Source organism: Hymenobacter artigasi, from assembly GCF_012275535.1.
Lineage (GTDB): Bacteria > Bacteroidota > Bacteroidia > Cytophagales > Hymenobacteraceae > Hymenobacter > Hymenobacter artigasi.
Genome location: NZ_JAAVTK010000001.1, coordinates 531,648 through 554,424 on the forward strand (window position 1 = coordinate 531,648; position 22,777 = coordinate 554,424).

Here is a 22,777-nt window from a genome sequence, read left to right on the forward strand (position 1 = left end):
CGATATCCAAGGGGGTAACATGAAGATTGATTCATGAAATTGTTATGCCTCAGACTGGTTGGTAACAATAAGGCAACAACCAGTTTTGCATCGGCACCAAACAGCCAACCATAAAAAAGCCTGCCCCAAACCGGGGCAGGCTCCTAACTCGGACTAAAATACATCACCTTTAATCAACCAATGCGCTTTATATCATTTAGTTACTGTGCTACCACGAAGCGTACCGACTGCGTAGTTTCGGCGGTGGCTACCGTGGCCATGTACAGGCCGGGCTTCAGGCCGGCGGGCAGGGCGATGATTTGCGGGCCGGCGGCCAGCTTCCGGCCCGTGGCTACCGTGGCCACGAGGCGGCCGGTGGCATCCAGCACGCGCACCGTGGCGGTGGTGGCCGTGGCTACCGTGAAGGAGAGCTTGGCGGCACCGGCCACGGGGTTGGGGTACACGCCCAGCTCCAGCGACTTATCGGCGGCGGCTTTGGCGGCCAGGGTCTGGCCGGCCAGGTTGTAGCAGGTAATCTGGGGATTGAAGTTGGTCCAGCCGGCGGTCCAGTCGGCGTTGGGGGTGCCGGCTGGGGCGAAGGCCCCGCGATAGGTTACGGGCGTGAAGAAGGTACCGGCCAGCTTGGCATCGGTGAAGGAAGCGCCGGTGGCCAGGGGCGTAGTAGCCAGGGGCACGAAGCCGGGAGCCGTGAGGCTGAAGTTGCTGGCATTCAGGTTCAGCGAAGCCACCGTAGAGGTCGTGTCGTTGGTGGCGCCCAAAAACTGCTTCACGTTGTAGGTACTGCCGTTTACGCGGGTGGCCACCGAGCCCCGGGCAAAGCCGGCAAACACGTTGTTTTTCAGCACCAGCGTGCCGTTGGTGGCGTTCACCGCCGAGTTGGTGGCCGAGAACGGCGCGGTGCCCTCGTCCAGCAGCAGGCCCACGGGGTAGCCGGCCACCACCGAGTTGAACACGCTCAGGGCCGAGTTGCGGCGCAGGTGCATGCCGCGCTTGTAGTTGGTATTGAGCGTGCCGCTGGTGGGCGCAATAAAGTTGCTCATGTTGGAGAAGATGGCCGAGGTCTGGGGCAGGTTGTTCGAGCCCTGGGCATCGTTGTCGCTCTCGAAGCCGTTCGAGCCGGAGGCGTCGGCCACGTTGGGGTCGCGCAGGGCCACGCCAAACTGCACCTTGCCATGGAAGCCGTTGTCGGTATCCCATTCATCATCAATGCCCCGGAAGGCGATGAGGTATTTGGCATTCACCGAGCCGCCAAACCACTCAAAAGAGTCGTCGCCGGAGTACGAAACCTGGATGTGGTCGATGGTGGTGCCAGCCCCTACCCCACCCAGGGTCAGGCCGTTGATTTCGTTATCGGTGGTGAAGGCCACACCGGGAAATTCGATGCGGACGTACTGCAGCGTGCCGGAGTTGTCATTGTCGTCGGTGCCCCCGAAGAAGGTATCGGGCGTGAGGCCGCCCTCAATTTTGGGCAGCGGCTGGGTGGCCGTACCGGGAATGTTCTGGGTGGCGCGGCCCAGCAAAATCAGTCCGCCCCAGTCGCCCCGGGCCCGCGAGCCGGCCGGCTGGTTCGAGGTGAACACAATGGGCTGTGCGGCCGTGCCCCGGGCATCAATGCGTGCGCCCTGCTTGATGGTGAGTGTGCCCTTCGAAGCTTGGTCGCCCTTAATAATGGTGCCCGGCTGAATGGTGAGCGTAGCGCCGCTTTCCACAAACACGAAGCCTTGCAGCAGGTAAATGTTGTTGTTGGTCCAGGTGGTGTTAGCCGTGATGCTGCCCGATACCACGATGGGCGTGGGAGCAACGGGGCACGTGGTTTGGGCCTGGGCCTGCGGGGCGGCGGCGGCTATCGCAGCTAGGGCTACGAGGACAGAGAGTACGAGCTTTTTCATAGAAAACAGGGTGAATTGGCGATGGATGAAGGAATGTTGATTACCGGTGCAAAGGTCTGGCAGGCAGGCAGGCAGCCGACGCGACTGGGGTTATCATTGGGTTAGAGGCAGGTTATCTTATCGTGTCGCGACCAGCCGGGAATCCATCAAAAAAGCCCGCCGCACAGGACGCACGGCGGGCTTTCGCAGCAGAAAAAAGGTGGGGTGGCTTAAAACTTATAGGTGAGGCCGGCCGTGGAATATTGTCCCCGACGGAAGCGGCCGAACGCGCCCCGGTCGGCGCTGCTGATGTCGCCGCTGCGGTCCGAGTCGTAGTACTGGCGAGTGTACTGGTTGAGCAAATCCTGGATGCCCACGCGCACGTCGAGGTGGGGGCCGAAGCCCTTGGTCACGGCCAGGTCGATGACGTGGCGCGGCAGCTCGAAAACCGAAAAGTTCTGCTTGTTGCTGCTGGCAAACAGGATGCGCGGCCCAATCACGTTGTACTGCGCCGACACCTGCCAGCGCCGGTCATCGTCCTGGTAGAAAATACCGGTGTTCACCACGTAGGGCGACTGGCCCTGTAGCGGGCGGTTGTTGTCCACGGAGGTATCGTCGCCGCTGGCCAGCGACACGCGGCTCTTGATGACGGAGGCGTTCAGCACGAAGGAAATGTGCTGTAGAAAGGGGTTGTCGGTCAGCTCAACCAGGCCTTTGCGGGCCTCCACTTCCACGCCCACATCGTAGGCGCTGGCGGCATTAAGGAAGCCCAGGTCCAGGGTCGAGCCGTTGGTGCTGTTGGTTACCTGCTCGATGGCATCGGTGAAATGCTTGTAGAACACACCCACCGACAGCAGCTCCGACTTCGATGGGTAAAACTCGTAGCGCAGGTCGGCGTTGTAGATTTTGGCCGTGCGCAGCTTGTTGTTACCCTTGATGTTGGCATTGTTGGTGAAATCGTAGTACGAGTAGTTGGCAATTTCGCGAAACTCCGGGCGGTTTACCGTCTGGCTAGCGGCCAGGCGCAGCAGGCTGCGGTCGTTGAAGTTGTAGGTGGCATTCAGCGAAGGCAGGAAGAAATAGCGCTTCTCTTCGTAAGCCGGCGTGGCGGAATCACCCGTGCGCAGAAACTTACGGTTGTACTCCAGCCGCACGCCGCCCGAAATGCTGAACCGGTCCGAAATCGGAGCCACGGCGCTCAGGTAGCCGGCCACCAGCGTGTTATCGGCGCGGTAGCTGTCGAAGTTGGTGGTACCTTCCTTCAGCACGAAGCCGGTTTTGGGGTCGAGGTTCTGGGGCGCGAAAATCTTGTCGATGGACAGCGTATCCAGGTCGTAGTTGTGGAATTCCTCGTTGCCGGGCACGTAGGAGAAGAAGCGGCTGGCGTAGTTGCGCTCCTTATATTCGGTGTAGAAGCCGGCCCGCAGCTTGTACTGGTTGGCGCGGGTCGAGTCGCGGCCCGCGAGGCGCTGCTCCCACTGGCCGCTGGCCATGTAGGTGTTCTCCTTCAGCTTGGAAAAGTACGTGGAGTTGTCCTGCTGCGAGCCCACCTGGCTGATTTCCACCCGAAACGGCTTCTGAGGCTCGCCGGGATTCGGCACATCGCGGCCGGTGCGGAAGCGGCGGTAATCGGGCTCATCACGAAACACGTAGTTGTAGCCCGTGGCCCAGGTTACAGTCGAGTTTTTGGCGGCACCCACATCGTGGGTGCCGCCCAGCTGCCCCGAGTAAATGGTGCGGCTCTGGTAGTGTAGGGCATAGTTGTCGCGCTCGCGGCCGTTGCCGCTCTGCACGTAGTCGAGGCCCGTGCGGTGCACTACTTCGTCGGTGCCGTACTGGTTCAGGAAGTTGCGGAAGTCGATGCGGTTATGGTCGTTCAGGCGGGCCTGCCAGTTGTGAATCACGCCCAGGCGGCTGGCTGTGAGCGAGCGTAAGTCGTTGTAATTGTAGGTGTAGGAACCGCTGCCGGTTTCCAGGCGCTGGCGCAGCACGTCGTACTGCTCATGCGTGTTGGAGTACGAGGCCGAAGTCACGTTGCTCAGGTACACCTTCCCTATTTCAAACTTGCGCGTGAGGCCCAGCGAGGCGCGCAAGTCGGGCAAGGCCGTGCTCAGTGTGGGCTTCCACTCGTTGCGCAGGTCGCCAATGGCCTGCTGCAGCTGGTCGCGGCTCAGCTCGGCCTTGCTGTCGTAGGGCTGGTCGCCAATGGCTGCCGGCACCTTGCGCAGGCCGTTGTCGAAGCCCAGCCAGTCGGTGCTGCTGCGCGAGCTTTGCTGATAGCCGCTGCCGAAAGTAGTGCCCGAGCGCCCCCAGCCCGAAATGCTGAAATTGGTCGTGTTCTCCAGCACCGAGTTCTTGGTGTACACCTTCACTACGCCGCCGCCAAACTCGCCCGGCAGCTCCGGCGCGCCCGACTTGAAAATCAGAATCCGGTCAATCACCGAGCTTGGCAGAATATCAAACGAGAACGAGCGGGTGTCCACCTCCGCACTCGGCGTTAGGGCATCGTTCAGCAACACCGTGTTGTACCGTTCGGCCAGCCCGCGAATCACGATAAAGTTGTTGTTCTGAATCGTCACACCTGGAATGCGCTTCACTACTTCGGCCGCGTCGCGGTCCAGGGTCTTCACAATCTGGTCGTTGCTCATGCCGCTCACCACCACCTCGCTTTTCTTGAGGTCCTGAATGAGGGCTACTTCGGTGCCGGTCTGCTTCACGCCGGTCACGGTCACCTCGGTCAGGCTCGTAGAGCTTTCCTCCATCGTGCCGTTCAGGGTAGTGATTTCGCCGCTTTTGATGATGATGGCCGGGAAGGTGAGCGGCTTGTAGCCCACGTAGGTCATCGTAATATTATAGGTGCCCGCGTCGAGGGGCAGCGTGTAGATACCGTCCACGTTCACGGGGGCGGCCAGGGTGGTGCCCGTCACCAGCACCGTAGCCCCAATTACACCCTCGCTGGTCTTCTTATCGGTCACTTTGCCCGCCAGCGTACCCTGCTGGCCATAAGCTAAGCCACTCACAAACAACCATAAGAACCCAAGTAGATAATACCGCATACACTTCATGTTGATTTGATGAGGCAAAATTACCGGGGTGCTGTTACGGCATCATAGCCCGCACATTGTCCTATTGTTATGCTCCGATTTCAGGGCTGCACGGGCCGCCGGGGGCTACTACTTTTGCGGCCTTTTTCGCCTTTTGGCAGCCCGCCGGGGCGCGCGGCCAGCCGCCCGCCGCGAATGCCGTTCCTTTGCAGTCGCAACCACCGGCCCCGGCTGGTGGTCCTGCTTCCCGCTCACCGCTATTCTCCTTCGGATGCTCCTCTCCATGACCGGCTACGGCCAGGCCCACCGCGAAACCGACGCCTACACCGCCACCCTCGAAGTCAAGTCGCTCAACTCCAAAACCCTCGACCTGACTCTGCGCCTGCCCCGCTTCCTGCTCCCGCACGAGCTCGAAATCCGCAACACCGTGGCCAAGGCCGTGCTACGTGGCAAAGTCAACCTCACCCTCGATTTTGTGCGGCCCGCCGCCACCCGCGCCGCCGCCACCCTCAGCCGCGAAGCCCTGGTGGCCGCTTACCACGAGCTGCAGGCCGTGGCCGACACCCTGGGCCTGCCCACCGGCGAAGCCACCCTGCTGGCCGCCCTACGCCTGCCGGGCGTTATCCCCACCGCCAGCGAGGCCCGCGACGCCGAGCCCGCCGCCGAAGACGTGACCTGGGTCGAGCTGCAGCCGCTGCTCATGCAGGCGCTGGCCGCCATGCAGCAGTTCCGGCAGGACGAGGGCCACACCCTCACCACCGAAATTATGGGCTACATCGCCACCATCCGGCAGCAGCTGGCGGCCGTGGAGCAGCACGACCCCGCCCGCATCGAGCACGTGCGCCAGCGCCTGGCCGGCCACCTCGCCGAGCTCACCAGCCACGAGCAGTTCAACGCCACCCGCTTCGAGCAGGAGGTACTGTACTACATTGAGAAGCTGGACATTGCCGAAGAGAAAGTGCGCCTCGCCGCCCACCTAGCCTACTTCGAGCAGGCCGTGCTGCAGCCCGACGAGGCCGTGGGCAAAAAGCTCGGTTTCCTGGCCCAGGAAATCGGCCGCGAAATCAACACCATCGGCTCCAAGGCCAACGATGCCACCGTGCAGCATCTGGTGGTGGGCATGAAGGAAGAGTTGGAAAAAATAAAAGAGCAGCTGAATAATATTCTCTAGCCAGCGGCTCTTTTTTTACTAGCCATATTGGCTTCAACAGCCTTACCGTTCACCCGGTAAAAGGCTCAGTTGGGCGAAAATGCATAAACAAAATTGGACTTTTTTAATTAATTATAAAATCTGACAGTGGCCGTTTTATGATATGGCCGGGAAATTGCGTAGTCTCTACATCTGAGCCATCATGCCTTCAACGGTGCGATTAATAGGCATTTATTGTTAATTTTGAAACCGGCCCCGCCCTTATTTCAAAAAAAATCGCAATATTTGTGACTTCAAAGTTGGATATCTGATTATTGTATCTAACTTGGGTTTACAAATAGGCCGTTAGTTACCAACCCCTTATCCCCCATTAGTATGAAATCTACGCTTTTACTCTTTATTCTGGGGCTTTTCTTAACGGCTGCGCGCCCCGCATCCGAGATTGAACTCGTTAAGAAGCGGGTGCTCAGCGAGCGGGTTGAAATCCTCATTCCCAAGGGCTTCGAGGTGATGACCGAGCAGCAGATGGATTTCGCCTACGCCAAAGCCCAGAGCCGCCCGAGCGTTATCTTCACCAACAACAACCTCATCAGCCTCGCCTTCAACTACAGCGACAACGACGCCGACCAGGACATGGTGGACATCTACTCCGCTTCGTTCGGCAAGACTTACCACAAGCAATACAAGGATGCCACCTGGTTTGGCGATGGTGTAAAAAACATCAACAACCGCAAAGTGGGCTACCTCGAGTTCATGAAGCCTGAGATGGGCCACGAAGTGTACACGCTGGTGTTCTTCACCGATGTGGAAGGCAAGCTGATGATTTGCACCTTCAACTGTGCCGACCGTCAGAAGCCCGAGTGGGAGCCTATCGCCAAGCAAATCATGCTCTCGCTGAAAGCCAAAGGTTAATATCCCTGCAAATCAGTACCGTAGTGGGTGGTTGAACGCAAGTTCGGCCACCCACTATTTTTTTGCCGCCGGGGCTGCCCCTTCCTCGTTCAGGAAATCGCGCACCAGCCCGAAGGCCCCGGCAAATCCGGCCAGCGACAGGGCGTCGGGCCGGTCATTCACGTCGTGGTAGGCCGCGCTGCCGCCGCGCGTGTACATGAAAAAGGCCGGCACGCCGGCTTCGGAAAACGGGAAATGGTCGGAGTTGGCGGCGCGGCCGCGGGCCCCCAGGGCGGGCAGGTAGTGATGGGCGTTATTAAGGGCAAGGAGGCGGTGGTAAGGGGCCTCAAACAGTTTCCCATTCACGACGGTAGCGCCCTGCTCACCGGTGCCCAGCAGGTCGAGGTTGAACAGAAACTTGATGCTTTTGAGCGGCACCAGCGGGTGCACCACAAAGTAGCTGGAACCTACCAGCCCCGCTTCCTCGCCCCCAAACAGCAGGAACACGACGGAATAAGCCGGGCGGTTTTCGGGGCGGGCGTAGTGGGCGGCCAGTTCCAAAAGCAGGGCCACGCCGCTGGCGTTGTCGTTGGCTCCGGGGAAGTACACGTCCTTGCCCATCATGCCCAGGTGGTCGTAGTGGGCCGAAACGACAAGGAACGAATCGGGCCGGATGGAGCCGCGCACCACGGCCGCCAGGTTCTGGGTCTGGTAGTTGCGCTGGAGCTGAGCATCAACGCGCACGGTACTCCAGACTGTACGGCCCTGGGGCGCGCCGGTGGCAGTATCGCCAAAAATGGCTTTATCGAGCCACATCGGCATCTTTTCGGCCAGCACTTCCACGCGCGGCTGGGCGGCTTGCTCGGCGGCCAGCGAGGCGGTGAGCTTGGGCACCACCGTAATCCAGGCGGCGGCGGTATTCAGGCGCTGGCGCAGCGCGGCGGGCAGCGTGGCCAGCCGGCTGGCATCGGCGGCGCGCATGAGTAGGATGCGGCTGCTCCACTCCGTGCGCAGGTAGCGGGCCTGCACCGTGGGCCTGGTGAACACGAGGGTATCGAGTAGCAGCAGGCGGCCTTTGGCGGTGCCGGTGCCCGAATTGGGGGCAGCAATGCAGGCCGTACCGGCTTGCCAGCTCGTCATTTTTCCGGCGGGACCATCGGCTTTGATGGAAGCGCTGACTACGCCGGGAAACGTGTTTACGTCCAGGTTAAAGGGCTGCGTGTAGTTGGGAGCCAGCGGCGCTAGTTCCAGAGTTGTGAGCTGCCCGCGCAGGTAGGCAGCGGCCAGGTGTTCGCCCTGCTTCACGTAGCCCCGGCCGTAGAGGCCAGGCGCAGCCAGGGCCTTGATGGTGCGGCGGGCCCGGGCGCGTATCATCAGGGCGGTTTGGGCCCGCACCGGCAACGGGGCGGCGCTGAGCGTGGCGGCGGCGGCCAGCACCAGCCACGGCCCGCTGGCCAGCGGCCGGGCGCGGCCGCCAGCCTGCCGGGCCGACCAGACGGCGGCCACGCCCACGGCCAGCGCCGCGCCAATACCGTCGCTCAACAAATCGGACCATTCGCCGTGGCGGCCCAGGCGCATGGTCATTTGCAGCACTTCGATGAGGGCTCCGAACAGGATGCTGCCGGCCAGCACCACCCCGCCGGCGTGGCGGGCCAGCCGGGGCCAGCGGCGCTGCCGGTGCAGCGAAAACCAGCTCAGACCTGCCAAAACGGCGAACACGCCCGCGTGGGCGGCTGTGTCGAACGACAGCAGCTCCCACACGGGCGTGCGCGGCATTTCATCAGAAGGGGTAAGCGTAAGCACCAGTACCACAGCCGTCCACGCCAGCGGCAGGGCAGCGTAGGAGCGGCGGGAAAGGGGTAGCAGGGAGGTTAGCTTGGGTTGGACAAAATCAGACATCACAACGCACAAGCCAAAGCCGTGCTACTTTTTAGGCTCCCACCAGCTCGCCGTAGGTTTCGGCGCTGAGCAGCTCGGCCAGCTCTTCGGGCTTGGCGATGGAGATTTTCACCATCCAGCCGTCGCCGTAAGGGTCGGAGTTCACGGTTTCGGGGGCATCGCCCAGCTTATCGTTTACTTCCAGCACGGTGCCGGTGATGGGGCTGAACAGGTCGGAAACCGTTTTCACAGCTTCTACGGTGCCGAATACTTCGTGCTGGGCCACGTCCTTGTCGAGGGTGTCGATGTCGACATAAACGATGTCGCCCAACTCTTTCTGCGCGTGGTCGGTGATGCCAACGTAGGCAACGTCGCCTTCAACGCGAATCCATTCGTGGTCCTTGGTGTAGTGCAGGGTGGCGGGCAGGTTCATTTTTAAGGAGTTAAGAGTGATGAGTTAGGAGTTAGGAGTTGGCTGGGGTGAGCAGCCAACGGCGGCGATTCCTCAAAAGTAGAACCGGCAACCGTAGCCGAGGCTCTTTGCCTTTCATAATTTACCAAAACCCAACTCTTAACGCTCAACTCTTAACCCTTAACTATTACTGCGTCAGGCTGTAGCGCAGCTGAACACCGCCTTCGGAGTTCGAGTTGCGGAAGGCGTTGCTGATGCGCGGCGTGGTGATGGTCTGGCTGTAGTAGAACTGCAGGTTAAGGCGGGAGTTGAGCAGGTAGTCGACGGTGGGGCGCAGCTGGAAGGTTTTCGAGCCGTTCGTAATCTGGCCCTGGGCGCGGCCTACAAATCCATCGGGCAAGGTGGGGCTGGTAGGGTTAGGGTCGGCCGAATCGATGATGCTGCGCTGGATGGTGATGTTGTCGCGGATGCTCAGGTCGAGGCGGGCCGTGAGGTTGTTTTTTAGCACGCGCTGCTCGCCGCCCACTTTGAAGGGCAGCTTGAGGCTGTTGGTAGCGTAGCCAAAGCCAATCACGAATTCCTTGGTCGACAGCTCGGTGACCTGAGCGTTGGTGATGTTCAGGGCCACGGTGCGGTTGGTGCGATACTCGATACGGCCGGTTACTTTGCTCACCGTCTGGAAGTTGACCCCGATGAGCGGGGCCAGCGTTTCCACGATACTCACCTGGCCCACCACGTAGTAGGGCAGGTACTGGTTGCTGGCGTTCACCTGGAAGGGGTTAATCGGCGCACTGCCCGGCGAGCCGAAACTGGGCTCGGCCGAGTAGGTGTTGGTGGTGGTGTAGCTGCCGATGCTGTAGATGGACGAGTACGCGTGATTCAGGGTGAATGAACTGAAATACTGCTTGATAAGCGGCAGCTGGGCGAAGCCGTTGTAGTCGACGCGCCAGTTGGGCAGCGGTATCACGGCGAAGGGGCTGAACTCCTTGGCCTTGTAGCCGTCTGACGAGCGGCCGTGGTAGGCATCGGTAAAGCTTTGCACCAGCACGTCCTGCGAGTTGTAGCCGTAGGTGCCGTTGGGGCTTTGGTTGGCCAAGGCCAGCTTGTTGCGCACGATGAGGCGGTTATCCACAAAACGCTGGAAGGCCTTCGACGTTTCGCCATTGGCCCCGAGGTCGCCAAACAGGGTATTAATGGTAATGGTCGAGGTCTGGAACGAGCCCGAGCCCAGGGTCTGGGGCACGATGGGCAGGTAGTTATCGAACTGGTCCTTCAGCGGCAGCAGGGTCTGCTCGTTGATGGTGTGCCGGTAGTAAGCATCAAGGTTCTTCACCTTCTGCTGGCGCGCATCCACCTGAATATTGAAGTCGCGGAACGGCTCCAGCGCGGTGCGCAGCGTGAACGACTGCGTGAGCAGCGAGCTTAGAGGCGTGTTCAGAAACTCGCTCCGGTCGGTGTACCAGCCGTTGGTGCTGGCCCGGTCATAGAGGGTTTGCAGGCCGGGCTGCTGCCCTAATATGAACGGCACACCGGGCGCAGTGAAGGTTTCATCGAGGCCAAAGGCCTTGGTTTTGGGCAGGTAGCCGGGCAGCAGTGTGCCATTGGAACGGCTGAAGGTGAAGTTGATGGAGCGGGCCGTCATCAGCGAGCGTAGCACGGCTTTCACGAAGCGCAGCTTTTCGCGGGTGGTATCGGCGGCCGGCGCGGCCCGGGTGCCCGCGTTGGCATCGCCGAAGGCGGGCCGCTGGGCGGCGCGTCGGTCCTGGGGCGGCGGCGCGTTGTTGATGATGTTCAGGAATTTGACCTTGTTGTAAAGCTTCACCAGGTCGATTTTGCCGTTGGCGCTGATTTCGGCGTTGTTCTGAATCGTGTTGCCGACGTTGATTCGGTAGGTCGACGTATCGGTGGCGCTGGTGGGATTGTTGAGGGCGCGCTGGCCCTGCACGGCGGCCTGCCAGCTGTAGGTGGCGGCGTAGCGGGTATCGGCGCTCAGCCAGTCGGTAAGCGGGAATTTATCGAGCGGCAGCCGGTAGGTGAGCGCGGCCAACTGGTTGAAATTGACGGTGCGGCCGCCGCGCAGCAGGTTTTGCTGCAACTGGCTGCGGTTGCGAATGGCCTCGTCGCTCACCCCGATGGTGCGGCCGGCCCCTTCGTCAACCACGCCCCGGTTGGTGGCGGTGTAGTCGAATATCAGGCTTTTGGTGAGGTCCCACTTCAGGTCGTAGATGCGGCTGATGAAGAAGGATTTTTGAATAACGGGCGCAATACCGGCCGTAGTGGGTACTTCGCCGGGGTTTAGCACGCGCTGCAGGAACCGCTCGTTGTAGCGCCGGTCGAGGTCGGTGCGGAAGGAGAAGCGCGAGGGCAGCGGGGTGAAGTTTATTTGCTGGAAAATCTTCAGGTACGGATTGTCCAGCGCCTTGAAATTGGCCAGCGGCGTGTAATTCTTGGGCGTGGTCTGGTACACATAGGCCACGGCGGCGGTGTAAGCCTTGGTGTAGTCGCGGTCGGTGCGAATGTCGGAGTGCAGGCGGTCGGTAATCGAGTAGCTCAGGGCCACGTTTTCGATGTCCCAGGGCTTGGGCTTGGCGGGCAGGGCGCCGGGCTTGGGCAGGGCGCGCTCCTTGCGCACATTCAGCACCGAGATGCTGCGGCTGGTGGTCTGGTCAATTACTTTGTTGCGGTACTCGGCCTGGGCCGACGTATTGATGCTGCCGTCGGTGTTCTTGAATTTCTGCAGGCTTTGCTCCAGCTTGGTGTCGGGGTCGAGGGGGTCGTAGAGGGGCGAGCGGCTTTCACGGCCAATCTGGAGCAGCACCGGCAGGCGCAGGTTCAGCTGCGGGGGCAGGAATTTCTCCACCGCCACGGTCGTGTTCAGGTCGCCCCGGAACACATCGTCCACGGAGCGCTGCTGCACTTTGTCCTGCAAGCCGCCGAAGCCCACGCTGGTGAAGCTGCCCGTGGCCGTCACGTTGGCCACGTCGGCCAGCTTCACGTTGAGGCGGGCGGTGGCGGCATAGCCGGCCTGCTGCTCGAAGTCAAACACCCGGAACTCATCGGCCCACAGGTTCACGGTTTTCTCCGCCACGCTGGGGTCGGTGGGGTTCAGAATGCCCAGCATCACGCCCTGCACCGCCGAGAAGTCGGGGTTGCCCAGCACGGTGATGGTTGCGCCGTTGGCCAGGGTTACCGTGAAGGGAATCTGGAGGTTAGGATTAACCTGCTGGTTGCGCTTGGCCTTGGCATCAATGAAATCCTGAAACGACACATCAATGCGGTTTTCCACGGGCCACACGCCGTCGGGGCTCTGGTCGCCCACGGCGGTCAGCTTCAGCGGCAGCGAGTACTGGTAGTAGTTCTGGCTGTAGTCGGTGCCGATGCGCAGGAAGGCCTGCACGTCGCCGCTGAGGGTGGTGGGGTCGTCCGAATCGCCGTGTAGGAACATGCGCAGGCGCTTGTAGCGCAGCATGTTGATGGTGATGTTCTTGTAAGCTGCCTTGGCGAATCCGTCGCGCAGGTTCACCACGGCCAGGCGCAGGCTCTGCTCGTTTTGCAGGCGCGAGGTGCTGCTGCTGCCGTACTCCTTATCGCGCAGAATGCCGGGCGGCGACACGTAGGGAATTTTATTGCCCTTGGCCACGGCAATGCCGTTTTCCTCAATGCTTACCGTGGAGATATTGAAAGCGTCGGCATCGGTGAGGCTGCCGCCCGGAGAAATGCCGCCCTGGCGCGCATCCACGATGGGGTACAGGAAGCGGCGCCACTGGTTGGCCACAAACTGCGGCTGCACCAAGCGTAGCACCACGGGGTCCTGCCAGTTGGTCATGTACATGCGCAGGAACCGGATGGACTTGAAGCCGAAGTCCTTGCCGCCATTGCCCTGCACCTTATAGCCCTCCCGAATCGGAATCCGGAACAGGTACCAGTTCACGTCCTCACCATTCACGTTGTTCTTCACGTTATCGATGATGAAGTTCGAGCCCACGTTCAGGCTGCCGGGCCGCAGCGACATCTTGTATTCGTAGTAGCGCTCCACGTCCTGCACCACGTTGTCGCGGTTCAGGTCCTCCTTGTCGGGGAAGGCCGTGGAGCTGAGCTGGCTGTTTTCGGGCGAGTTGCCGTCGTAGCCGTCGTAGTTCTTGTAGCGGCCCAGGATTTTGGTATTGTTCTGGTCGTAGCTCGGGTCGAGGTGGTGGCGGAAGTCATCGCCCGAGGGGTCGGGCAGGGTGCCGTACACCGGGGCCACGGTGCCCAGCGCCGGCGGGTAGTTGCTGAAGTAATTCCGCTCGTTGTCGTCGCTCAGGCCGTCGAGGCCCACATCCTGGGCCGTGCGCGCGCCGGGCGCGGCGTTGAAGGCATCGGTCAGAAACTGCTGGCGCGTGACGCGGCCCCACACGGTGGGGTTGGTATTGTCCTGCACGGCCTGCGGGTCGTTGGTCACGGGCAGGCCGTTCTCGAACTCGTGCTGGTTGCCGTCCTTCAACACGTCCTCGCTCACGTTGCCCAGGTTGATGACGAATTCGCCACCGGTCACGTTGGCCTTGTCGTTGCCGTCCTGGTCGGTGATGTTCACGCGGCTGGCCGGGGCGTTGGGATTGGTGCTTTTCAGGAAGGGGTCCATCATCCAGAACTCCAGGTACTCGATGTTGGCGTTGTCAAAATCGGTATCGAAGGTGATGGCCCGGCTGATGCCGGCAAACTTGTCTTCGGGCCGCTCGCCGTTGTTGAACGCCTTGCCGTCGGTGCCCACGTTCGGGTTGTAGTTGTAGGGCCCGCGCTCGCTGGGGAAGTAGGCCAGGTCGAAGCTATACTCGAAGCCGTTGCCGGTCGAGCCCAGGTCCTTGTTCGGAAACACCTCGTCGCGTTTGATGCCGCGGGTGTAATGGTTCAGCAGGTCACCGGCCCCGATGTTGCCCGGCACAATGCTGCCACCGGTGTAGTAGCTCTGGTCCACGGTGTACCAGGCCAGCTTGGCGCGCTGGTAGTTGTAGGCCAGCCCGCCCACCAAGCTGTTCTTAATGGGCAGCGGCGTGGAGGCTAGCCGCCAAGCCGGAATAGAGGCCAGCCCGCCCAGCGTGTAAGGCGTACGGGCATTCTCAAAGTCGTCGATGTACGACACGCCGTTTTCGCCGTTGCCCAGCTGCGAGCGGCCCGGCAGCAGCTTGGCAAACTCGCCGCTGAAGGCAATGGTCGAAATCTCCTTCGTCGACACGAAGGGCAGCATGTCGAGGTACTTGGTCAGCACCCGGCTGTCTTTCCGGATGCTGCCATCCAGGCCGATGATGGTGTTGTTGCCCGGCTCGTCGCCGATGTTCACACGGTTGATGCCGGGGGCCTGGTTTTCCAGCAAGTGCAGGGCCGTGCCGCCGATGGTCACGTCCTTGTTCAGGCGGTAGTCGAGGCGCACGCCCAGCAGCTTGCGCGGCTGCACCTGCACCAGGGCATTTTTCTCGAACTCCACCCGCAGCTCGTTGGCCGAGTTCAGGTAGGCCGGGTTCAGGATTTTCACCTTGGCCTGGTCGTAGAACACCTGGTAGTCGGTGCCCTCCGTGAGCAGCGTCGAGCCCGAGCGCACCCGCACCGAGCCCTGCGCAATGCCAATGCCGGGCAGGTTAATCTCGTCCGAAGCCGCCCCGCCCTGGAAGCGCCCGCGCAGGAAAAACTTGTCCTTTTCCTGCCGCTGCTGGGCGTCGCTCTGGGTCTGGTTGTACAGCTCGTTATAAACGTATTTGTCAATCAGCGCCGGCTCGCCCGTAAACCGGCTTTGCAGGAAGGAGCCGAACGGCTGCACGTTCGGGAAGATAATCTTGCCCAGCTCGGGGTCAATCGTGATGCCCGGGAAGTAGTCAAAGTTGCCGTCCGGAATCTTGTCGTTGTTGGAGTTAACGTGGTCCAGGTTAAGCACCTCTATCAGTGGCCGGTTGGCTACCTGGGCTCCCTCCTTCAGCGAAATCAGGTCCACGCCCGTCGCGTCGTCCTTGTAGATGATTTGCAGCTGGAAGTTGTCGCGCTGCAGCTGCGAGGCGTTCAGGGGATAGATGTTTTTCATCATCAAATCCCAGGTCGGCGTGTTCAGCGTGAGCAGGTTGGGGTTGTTCGGATTCTTGGTGGGGTCGGCAATGCCCACGCCGGGATTACTGGCCTTCAGCATCTTGAGGAAGATGACCTGGTCGGGCGTCACGTTGTTGTAATCGCCCGACAGCTCGCCCACCTTGTAAGTTTTGCCGTTGTAGATGTACTCAAAGCTCACGCCCAGCACCTGGTCGGGCAGCAGGGCGGTGTTCAGGCTCAGGTAGCCCAGCTGGGCGTTGAAGGTGTACTCGCGGGCATCGAGCTTGCGGGCCCGCACGCGCTCAAAGTCCACGTTCTTGGTCAGGCCCTGGTTTACCTGCAGGAAATTGTCGACCTGAATGTTATCACGGGTAGCGCCCGGCCCGGTCAGCGTGCCGTACTCGCTGTTGGCATCATTGGTGCCCGGAGTCAGGATACTGGGGTTACCGATGTGGTACTTGTCGTACTGGTACAGCCGGAACGGCTCGCCCAGGTCCATCAGCGTCACCACGTTGCGCAGGTTTTCGGTGGTGCGGTTGTCGTTGGTCACGTACACCTCCAGCCGGTTTATGGTAAACTGGCTCTGGATGGTGGGCAGGCTGCGCAGGGCCACATCGTAGCGGTCGCGGAAGAACTGGGCCAGGAAAAAGTGCCGGTCCTTCTCGTACTGGCTGGCCTTGATTTCGTACTGCCGGCTCTGCGCGCCGTTCTGAATACGCACCTCGTCGGCGGTGCCGCGCACGGTGGCGGCCACGGCCGTCACGCCCAGCTTGCCAAACTGCAGCTGGGTTTTGATGCCGAATAGGTTTTGCCCGCCCTGCACCAGCGAGTTGGTGAGCGGCAGGCTTACGTTGCCCAAATCCACCTTGCGGATGATGTCCGTTTCCTCACCCGCGTAGTCAAACTTCATCTGGTTGTCGAAGTCGAACGCGGCCTTGGTGTCGTAGTTGAACACCAGCTTGAGCTTGGTGCCAATGGCCCCCGAGAGGTTGACGTTGATGTTTTGCTCAAACAAAAAATCGCCCACGCTCTGCTGGCGCAGGGTCAGGGCCGGATTTTCGTTGCGGTTGAAGCGCGCCCCAAACTTGAGTGTAACTGAGCCCGCCGGCCGGATATCAACGTAATTCCCCCCAAAAATGCGGTTGGCAATCGGCCCGAGGTAAATCTTCGGAATCAGGCGCTGGGCCTGGGCCGAACCAGCGGCGGCGGCCGGCCCCGTAATGCCGCCCTTGGCCTTCTGCCGGTAGTAGTCGCTCACAGCCTGCCGCCGCTGAAATTCCGCGTACTGCTTGTAGCTCAGCACGCTGGGGTCGCGGTAGTCCACCTCCTTGCCCACTTTTTCCTGCACCTCAAACTGCGTCAGGCTGTCGTCGACGGCCACGTTGAGCTTCACGGTTTTGGGCAGGGGCAGAATCAGCGGCGACTCGCGGCGGTGCGGCCCGAAGGGGCTGCCCGGGCGGTCGTGCGCCCGCACCCGGGGCCGCCGGCTCGGCTTGTAAGGCCCCGTGGTGTCCACCACCGCCCCGGCGGGCCGGGGGGTATCGGCGGCCAGGACCCGGTTGGCGCGTAGCCACAGGCTGGTCGCGCGCGGGCCGGCAATGGGCGCGGCCTGAGCCCACCACGCCAGCAACGACGCAACCATAACAACCGACGCGGGGAGTAATTTCTGTCCGGATTTCAAGCAGGATAGGTGGATGTAGCTATTGGAGCTGTTAGCCCCTAGCGGTTAGCTATTAGTCGGTTGGAATCGGCGGTAGTCGGTAGTCCTTCGGAAACGAATCGAAATTGAGTCAGCCCATGGTCGCCCCCATAGCGAGGCAAGAGCTAGCAGCTAAAAGCTATGCGCTAACAGCTAAAAACCGTCCTGACTCAGTGCGACTTCAAAGCAAATTTAATCAATTCCTCCACGCTTAGCTCCCCGCCGTGTTTGTGCTGAATCTGGTCCAGCTGTTTCTCGGCAGCGGCCCGCGCAAAGCCCAGGGTTACCAGGGCCTGCAACGCTTCGGCACGGCGCGTATTGTGTTGGCGAGCCAGCGGCACGGTGTCCACACCGGCTTTGGCCAGCAGCTCGTCCTTGCGCAGCTTGTCCTTTAGCTCCAGAATCACGCGCTGGGCCGTTTTCGGCCCCACGCCCTTGATGCTCTGGATGGCCCGTACATTTTCGCTCACAATGGCTTCACGGATTTCGCCCACGCTCATGCTGCTCACCATCACGATGCCCGTGCCCGGCCCGATGCCCGACACCGAAATCAGGAGCATGAACAGCGCCTTCTCGCTGGGGTCGAGGAAGCCATAGAGCGTGTGCCCGTCTTCCTTGATGTGCTGGTAGGTGTAGATTTTAGTGGCCGCGCCCTCGGCCGGTAGCTTCGAGTAGGTGGCCAGCGAGATGCGGACTTCATAGCCCACGCCGAGAATGTCGACAATGGCGAGGGTGGCGTCTTTGTAAGCGAGTTTACCGTCGAGGTAGGCAATCATAGGCCGGCGAAAGGAAGAGAAGAGAGAGACACAAGTGCTGTTCTGGCAACACCAGTTTCCGGTTTTTATCTCCCAAATTTACTGGCTTTTCGGCCAAAAATATTGGGTCAAATGAAGAAGATGTGAGCATTCAAATCGAGAGCCCATAAAACGGTCATGCCGAGCGGAGCCGAGGCATCTCGCGTGCAGTACCAAATCCAACGATTGAGTTACTACCACACGCGAGATGCCTCGGCTCCGCTCGGCATGACGTTCGAGCTGGATTTGGCTGCGGCTTTTACAGCGCTTTGCTACCCGTTTGGGCATCCACTACCGCAATGGCGGCCATGTTCACGATGTCGCGCACGCTGGCCCCGAGCTGCATAATGTGCACCGGCTTGCGCATGCCCATCAGCACCGGCCCGATTACCTCGGTGCCGCTGATTTCCTGGAGCACCTTGTAGGCAATGTTGCCCGACTCTACGTTGGGGAAAATCAGGGTGTTGGCGCCTTTTTCGGCCAGTGGCGAGAAGCCGTAATGCTCCTGTAGCAGGGCGGGGCTCAGGGCCACGTTGGCCTGCATCTCGCCGTCAATGAGCAGGTCGGGGAAGCGCTGCTTGGCCAGCTCGGTGGCGCGACGGGTCTTTTCGGGCAGCGGCCCGGCGTTCGAGCCGAAGTTGGAGTAGCTGATAACCGCCACGCGCGGCACCGCGTCGAAGAAGCGCACGGCGCGGGCCGTGAGGCCGATAATCTCGACCATTTCCTCGGCCGTGGGGTTGATGTTCACCGTGGTATCAGCAAAGAAATACGGGCCTTTCTTGTGCTGAATGATGTACATCGACGACACGCGCTTCACCCCTTCCTCGGTGCCAATGACCTGCAGCGAAGGGATAATGCTCTTGCCGTAGTCCTTGGTCAGGCCGGTGATGCAGGCGTCGGCCTCGCCGGTTTCCACCATCATGGCGGCGTAGTAGTTGCGCTCGCGCATCAGGCGGCGGCCTTCGTAGAGGGTCATGCCCCGGCGTTGGCGCTTCTGGTACAGCAGGTTGGCATACTCGTCGCGCTTGGTGTCCTGCTTCAGAATGTTGATGATTTCGCAACCTTCGAGGTCGAGGCTGCTTTCGCGGGCAATGGCTTCGATTTTTTCCTGCGGCCCCAGCAGAATGGGTTTGCAAATGCCCTCATCGAGCAGAATCTGCGCAGCTTTCAGGATTTTGTAGTTGTCGGCCTCGGCAAATACCACACGCTTGGGGTTGGCCCGCGCTGCCGAGGTGATGCGGTTCATCAGCTTCTGGTTCACGCCGAGGCGGGCGCGGAGTTGGTCCTCATACGCCAGCCAGTTCTCGATGGGCAGGCGCGCTACACCGCTTTCCATGGCGGCTTTGGCCACAGCCGGGCTGATGCTGGTAATCAGTCGCGGGTCTAGTGGCTTGGGAATAAGGTAATTGCGGCCAAAGGCCAGCGTATTGTCGCCGTAGGCTTTGTTCACGATTTCGGGCACGGGCTCCTTGCTCAGCTCGGCCAGGGCACGCACGGCGGCCAGCTTCATGGCCTCGTTTATCTCGGTGGCGCGCACATCGAGCGCGCCCCGGAAAATGTAGGGGAAGCCCAGCACGTTGTTCACCTGGTTGGGGTGGTCGGAGCGGCCGGTGGCCATCACGAGGTCGTCGCGGGTAGCCATGGCCAGCTGGTAGCTCACCTCGGGGTCGGGGTTGGCCAAGGCAAACACGATGGGGTCATTGGCCATGAGCAGCAGCAGGCCGGCCGGTAGCACGTTGGCCGCCGAAAGGCCGAGGAATACGTCGGCCCCGGTCATGGCTTCCTCCAGCGTGGTTACAGCGCGGCTGGTGGCAAACTGCATCTGAATGGGGTCCAGATTGGTGCGCTGGGCGTTGATGATGCCGTCCTTGTCGAACACCACCACGTTGTCCTTGTTCAGGCCCAGCGCCAGGTACAGGCGCAGGCACGACACGGCCGCCGCTCCTGCCCCACTCACCACGAGCTTCACTTCGTCAATTTTCTTGCCCACTATTTCGAGCGCGTTCAGCAGCGCGGCCGAGGTGATGATGGCCGTGCCGTGCTGGTCGTCGTGCATCAGCGGGATGTTCATCTTCTCGCGCAGCTCGGTTTCGATGCGGAAGCATTCCGGCGCCTTAATGTCCTCCAGGTTGATGCCGCCAAATGTGGGTTCCAGCGACTTTACGATGCGAATAAACTCGTCGGGGTCGGTGGCATCAATCTCAATATCAAAGCAGTCGATGCCCGCAAACTTCTTGAACAGCACGCCCTTGCCTTCCATCACCGGCTTGCTGGCCGCCGGGCCAATGTTGCCCAGGCCCAGTACCGCCGTGCCGTTCGAAATCACGGCCACCAGGTTGCCCTTGGCGGTGTATTTGTACACGTCGTCGGGGTTTTCGGCAATGGCCTTGCAGGGCTCGGCCACACCCGGCGAGTAGGCCAGGGCGAGGTCGAGCTGGGTGCTCATGGGTTTGGTGGGCACCACTTCGAGCTTGCCGGCGGGCTCCTGCGAGTGGTAATTGAGGGCGTCTTGCTTGTTTATTTTCAGCATCGGGAATTCTTCAAACATGAAAACGGCCACGCGGGCAGCGCAGCCGTCTAAGGCGAAATTAGCGCGAAAAGCGCGGCAAGGCCGGGTTTACTTTCTTAACAACTGTTACACAGCCCCTTTAGCTCTGCGGCACGAGCAGCTTCTGGCCCAGCTTCACCTCATCGGAAGCCAGGTGGTTGAGCTCGCGCAACACCTGCACGCTCACCCCAAAGCGGCGCGAGATGTTGAACAGCGTATCGCCCGGCTGCACCAGATGCACCTGGGAGGCCGTCAGCCGCTTCTCAACGGCTGGGCGCGGCGCGGCCGCTACGGCACTCTTCGCGGGGGCCGGGGCATTCTTTACGGCCTTACGCGGCGTGGGTGCATCCTCGGCCGGAGCCTGAAATACCAGCCGCTGGCCAAGTGTTACGGTTTCGCTCTCCAACTCATTCCACGCCATTAGCTGCGCTAGGGTCAGGTTATGCTCGCGGGCCAGCTTGGTGAGGTTGTCGCCCTTGCGCACCGTGTAAGAACCCGCGTTTTCCCGGATTTCTTTGGGCGCAGCAGCCGAAGCAGTCTGCACCGGAGCTTCCGTATCCGTTTCGGCCACGGGAACCACAGGTTTGGCTTCGGCACGTTTGGCACTGGCAGCCAGGCCGGCGGCCTGCGCCTGCCGGCGGGTCGCAATCCGGGCCTGCGCCTCGGCAGCCGCCTGCTGCACGGCCTGCCGCTGCCTGATGGCGGCTAGGTGTACTTCCTGCATTTTTTCCTGCCGGATTACCTCCTGCAGCCGCGCTACTTCGCGGGCATTGCCCTCGGCTTGCTCACGGCGGGCGGTCACTTCTTCGTCCGATACCGCTGGGTGCACGCGCAGAGCCGGAACCGGTGTGGCCACCGGCACCGCCGCAATGGCTTCCGCAGGCTTGCCAGGGGCCGCAACGGGAATCGGCACGAATACCACTAGTTCGCGGCCCGGTTTCAGCGGCCGGCCTTTGGGCAGCTCGTTCCAGCGGCGCAGCTGGCTCTGGCTCACGTCAAACCGCTCGGCCAGGCTGGCCAGGGTTTCGCCGCGCCGTACTTTGTGCGGCACCCGCCGGAAGCGGGGTGCGGCTTCCACGTCTTCGGCCCGGGGGCCGGTGGTAGCAGCCAGCAGCGAGCGATTCCCCCACGGCTCCACGCCTTCGAGGCGGGGCGGCAGGAAAGCCAGCGGCCGGGGCAGTTCGGTGGCCGGCTGGCAGTAGTCGAGCAGCGTATTGCGGTCGGCTTCGCCAAAATGCACGGCCGCCGCCGCCGGAAACCGCACCACGTAGGACCGGTAGCCGGCCGGCAGCGCCGCCCGCCGCAGCTCCGGGTTGAAGCGCGTGAGGTACAGCGAGTCATCGTAGCCGCAAGCCTGGCTCAGGCGGCGCAGGTCGAAGGCGCGGCCGCGCAGGCTCAGCGTGTCCATCGGCTCGGCGTACTGGTAGCGCAGCGTGGGCGCGTGCAGGCCGTGGGCCTCGGCGTACTTCATGCTGTACATGATAGCCGTGAAGGTGGGCACGTAGTTGCGCGTTTCGGCCGGCATGTTCGGGTATAGCTCCCAGAAGGTTTTTTTGCCGGTGCGGCGCATCACGCGCTGCACACTGCCCGCGCCCCAGTTGTAGGCTGCCAGCACCAGCTCCCAGTCGTGAAACACGCCGTACAGGTAGCGCAGGTGCTTGCAGGCAGCTTCGGTAGCCTTTTCGGGGGCCATGCGCTCGTCAATCCATTCGTCGCGCTTCAGGCGCAGGTCGCCGGCCGTGGGGCCCATAAACTGCCACAGGCCGGTAGCGCCCACTGGCGATTTGGCCGTAGGAATCAAGGCTGATTCCACCACGGCCAGGTATTTCAGGTCGAGGGGCAGGTTATACTGCGCCAGGTATTTCTCGAAAAGTGGGAAGTAGAGGTTCTCGCGTTCCAGCACGCGCTGCATGTAGCTGCGGTTGCGAGATGTGAAGAGGGTGACATAGGCCATCACCGCGTTGTTGAACTGGTGCGGCGCATCGGTTTCGATGCAGCCCACGCGGTCGCCCACCAGGTCGCGCATGGTGGGTGGGGTGCGCAGCCACTCCAGCCGGGCCGAGTCGACGGGCGGTACCGGCACGGCCACCAACGAGTCGGGCTGTAGCTCCAGCCGCACCCGCACGGTATCGCCCAACAGGGCTGGCATTGTGGAAATTACCCGGCCCGTCGAGTCGCGCTGCGTCCCCCGTTGGGCTTTGGCAACCGTACCCTGCAACAACAGAAAAGGCAGCGCCAGTCCGAGCCAAAGGGGGCGGGAACGGGAGGTTTTTACGTGCTTAATCCCTTGCTTCATAGCACTAAGATAGGCCATAGGTAAAGAACTTGTAGAGATACCAACAAAAAAATTCTGATACGTAGCCAGGCCCTTCCAGGATGACCTTTCAACAAAAATGCCCCGGCCAGATGGCCGGGGCATTCGTGGGGGTCAGCGGGCAATAC

General features: G+C 61.4%; 10 protein-coding genes. 2 read left to right on the forward strand and 8 right to left on the reverse strand.

Going from position 1 to position 22,777, the window contains the following annotated elements; all coding sequences use genetic code 11:
* Positions 1-200 precede the first annotated feature (200 nt).
* The gene (locus HBN54_RS02125) at positions 201-1,889 is read right to left on the reverse strand and encodes a T9SS type A sorting domain-containing protein (protein ID WP_168671486.1); all 1,689 of its coding nucleotides are present in this window, start codon (positions 1,887-1,889) and stop codon (positions 201-203) included.
* 209 nt (positions 1,890-2,098) lie between these two features.
* Entirely contained in the window at positions 2,099-4,888 is a 2,790-nt protein-coding gene (locus tag HBN54_RS02130; RefSeq protein ID WP_168671487.1) for a TonB-dependent receptor, read from the reverse strand.
* Between the two features lie 295 nt (positions 4,889-5,183).
* On the opposite strand from HBN54_RS02130, the gene HBN54_RS02135 reads away from it, so the two are divergent.
* Both HBN54_RS02135 and HBN54_RS02140 read left to right on the forward strand, forming a co-directional pair.
* Positions 5,184-6,083: a YicC/YloC family endoribonuclease gene (locus HBN54_RS02135; protein WP_168671488.1), complete on the forward strand. Its 900-nt coding sequence runs from the start codon at positions 5,184-5,186 to the stop codon at positions 6,081-6,083.
* A 354-nt stretch (positions 6,084-6,437) separates the two neighbouring features.
* Positions 6,438-6,974, forward strand: a complete 537-nt coding sequence (locus HBN54_RS02140; protein ID WP_168671489.1) for a hypothetical protein — start codon at positions 6,438-6,440, stop codon at positions 6,972-6,974.
* A 54-nt stretch (positions 6,975-7,028) separates the two neighbouring features.
* Here HBN54_RS02140 and HBN54_RS02145 read toward each other — a convergent pair whose 3' ends face one another.
* The 6 genes from HBN54_RS02145 to HBN54_RS02170 all read right to left on the reverse strand — a co-directional run bounded on the left by HBN54_RS02145 (position 7,029) and on the right by HBN54_RS02170 (position 22,484).
* A complete protein-coding gene (locus HBN54_RS02145; RefSeq protein ID WP_168671490.1) occupies positions 7,029-8,852 on the reverse strand; it encodes a VanZ family protein in 1,824 nt (607 codons plus the stop codon).
* Between the two features lie 31 nt (positions 8,853-8,883).
* Positions 8,884-9,264: a glycine cleavage system protein GcvH gene (gene gcvH, locus HBN54_RS02150; protein WP_168671491.1), complete on the reverse strand. Its 381-nt coding sequence runs from the start codon at positions 9,262-9,264 to the stop codon at positions 8,884-8,886.
* Between the two features lie 166 nt (positions 9,265-9,430).
* Positions 9,431-16,936 carry a T9SS outer membrane translocon Sov/SprA gene (gene sov, locus HBN54_RS02155; RefSeq protein ID WP_168671492.1) on the reverse strand — a complete coding sequence of 2,502 codons (7,506 nt, stop codon included), beginning with the start codon at positions 16,934-16,936 and terminating at the stop codon, positions 9,431-9,433.
* 227 nt (positions 16,937-17,163) lie between these two features.
* Entirely contained in the window at positions 17,164-17,769 is a 606-nt protein-coding gene (gene ruvA / locus HBN54_RS02160; protein WP_168671493.1) for a Holliday junction branch migration protein RuvA, read from the reverse strand.
* A gap of 277 nt (positions 17,770-18,046) precedes the next feature.
* Entirely contained in the window at positions 18,047-20,317 is a 2,271-nt protein-coding gene (locus HBN54_RS02165; protein ID WP_210427929.1) for an NADP-dependent malic enzyme, read from the reverse strand.
* 118 nt (positions 20,318-20,435) lie between these two features.
* Positions 20,436-22,484 carry a lytic transglycosylase domain-containing protein gene (locus tag HBN54_RS02170; protein WP_168671494.1) on the reverse strand — a complete coding sequence of 683 codons (2,049 nt, stop codon included), beginning with the start codon at positions 22,482-22,484 and terminating at the stop codon, positions 20,436-20,438.
* Positions 22,485-22,777 lie beyond the last annotated feature (293 nt).

What these genes read in the sequence shown, in the direction of transcription:
- HBN54_RS02125 (WP_168671486.1), bottom strand. Translation starts at nt 1,889, where the DNA reads ATGAAAAAGCTCGTACTCTCTGTCCTCGTAGCCCTAGCTGCGATAGCC.
- HBN54_RS02135 (WP_168671488.1), top strand. Translation starts at nt 5,184, where the DNA reads ATGCTCCTCTCCATGACCGGCTACGGCCAGGCCCACCGCGAAACCGAC.
- HBN54_RS02140 (WP_168671489.1), top strand. Translation starts at nt 6,438, where the DNA reads ATGAAATCTACGCTTTTACTCTTTATTCTGGGGCTTTTCTTAACGGCT.
- HBN54_RS02145 (WP_168671490.1), bottom strand. Translation starts at nt 8,852, where the DNA reads ATGTCTGATTTTGTCCAACCCAAGCTAACCTCCCTGCTACCCCTTTCC.
- gcvH (WP_168671491.1), bottom strand. Translation starts at nt 9,264, where the DNA reads ATGAACCTGCCCGCCACCCTGCACTACACCAAGGACCACGAATGGATT.
- sov (WP_168671492.1), bottom strand. Translation starts at nt 16,936, where the DNA reads ATGGTTGCGTCGTTGCTGGCGTGGTGGGCTCAGGCCGCGCCCATTGCC.
- ruvA (WP_168671493.1), bottom strand. Translation starts at nt 17,769, where the DNA reads ATGATTGCCTACCTCGACGGTAAACTCGCTTACAAAGACGCCACCCTC.
- HBN54_RS02165 (WP_210427929.1), bottom strand. Translation starts at nt 20,317, where the DNA reads ATGCTGAAAATAAACAAGCAAGACGCCCTCAATTACCACTCGCAGGAG.
- HBN54_RS02170 (WP_168671494.1), bottom strand. Translation starts at nt 22,484, where the DNA reads ATGCCAGCCCTGTTGGGCGATACCGTGCGGGTGCGGCTGGAGCTACAG.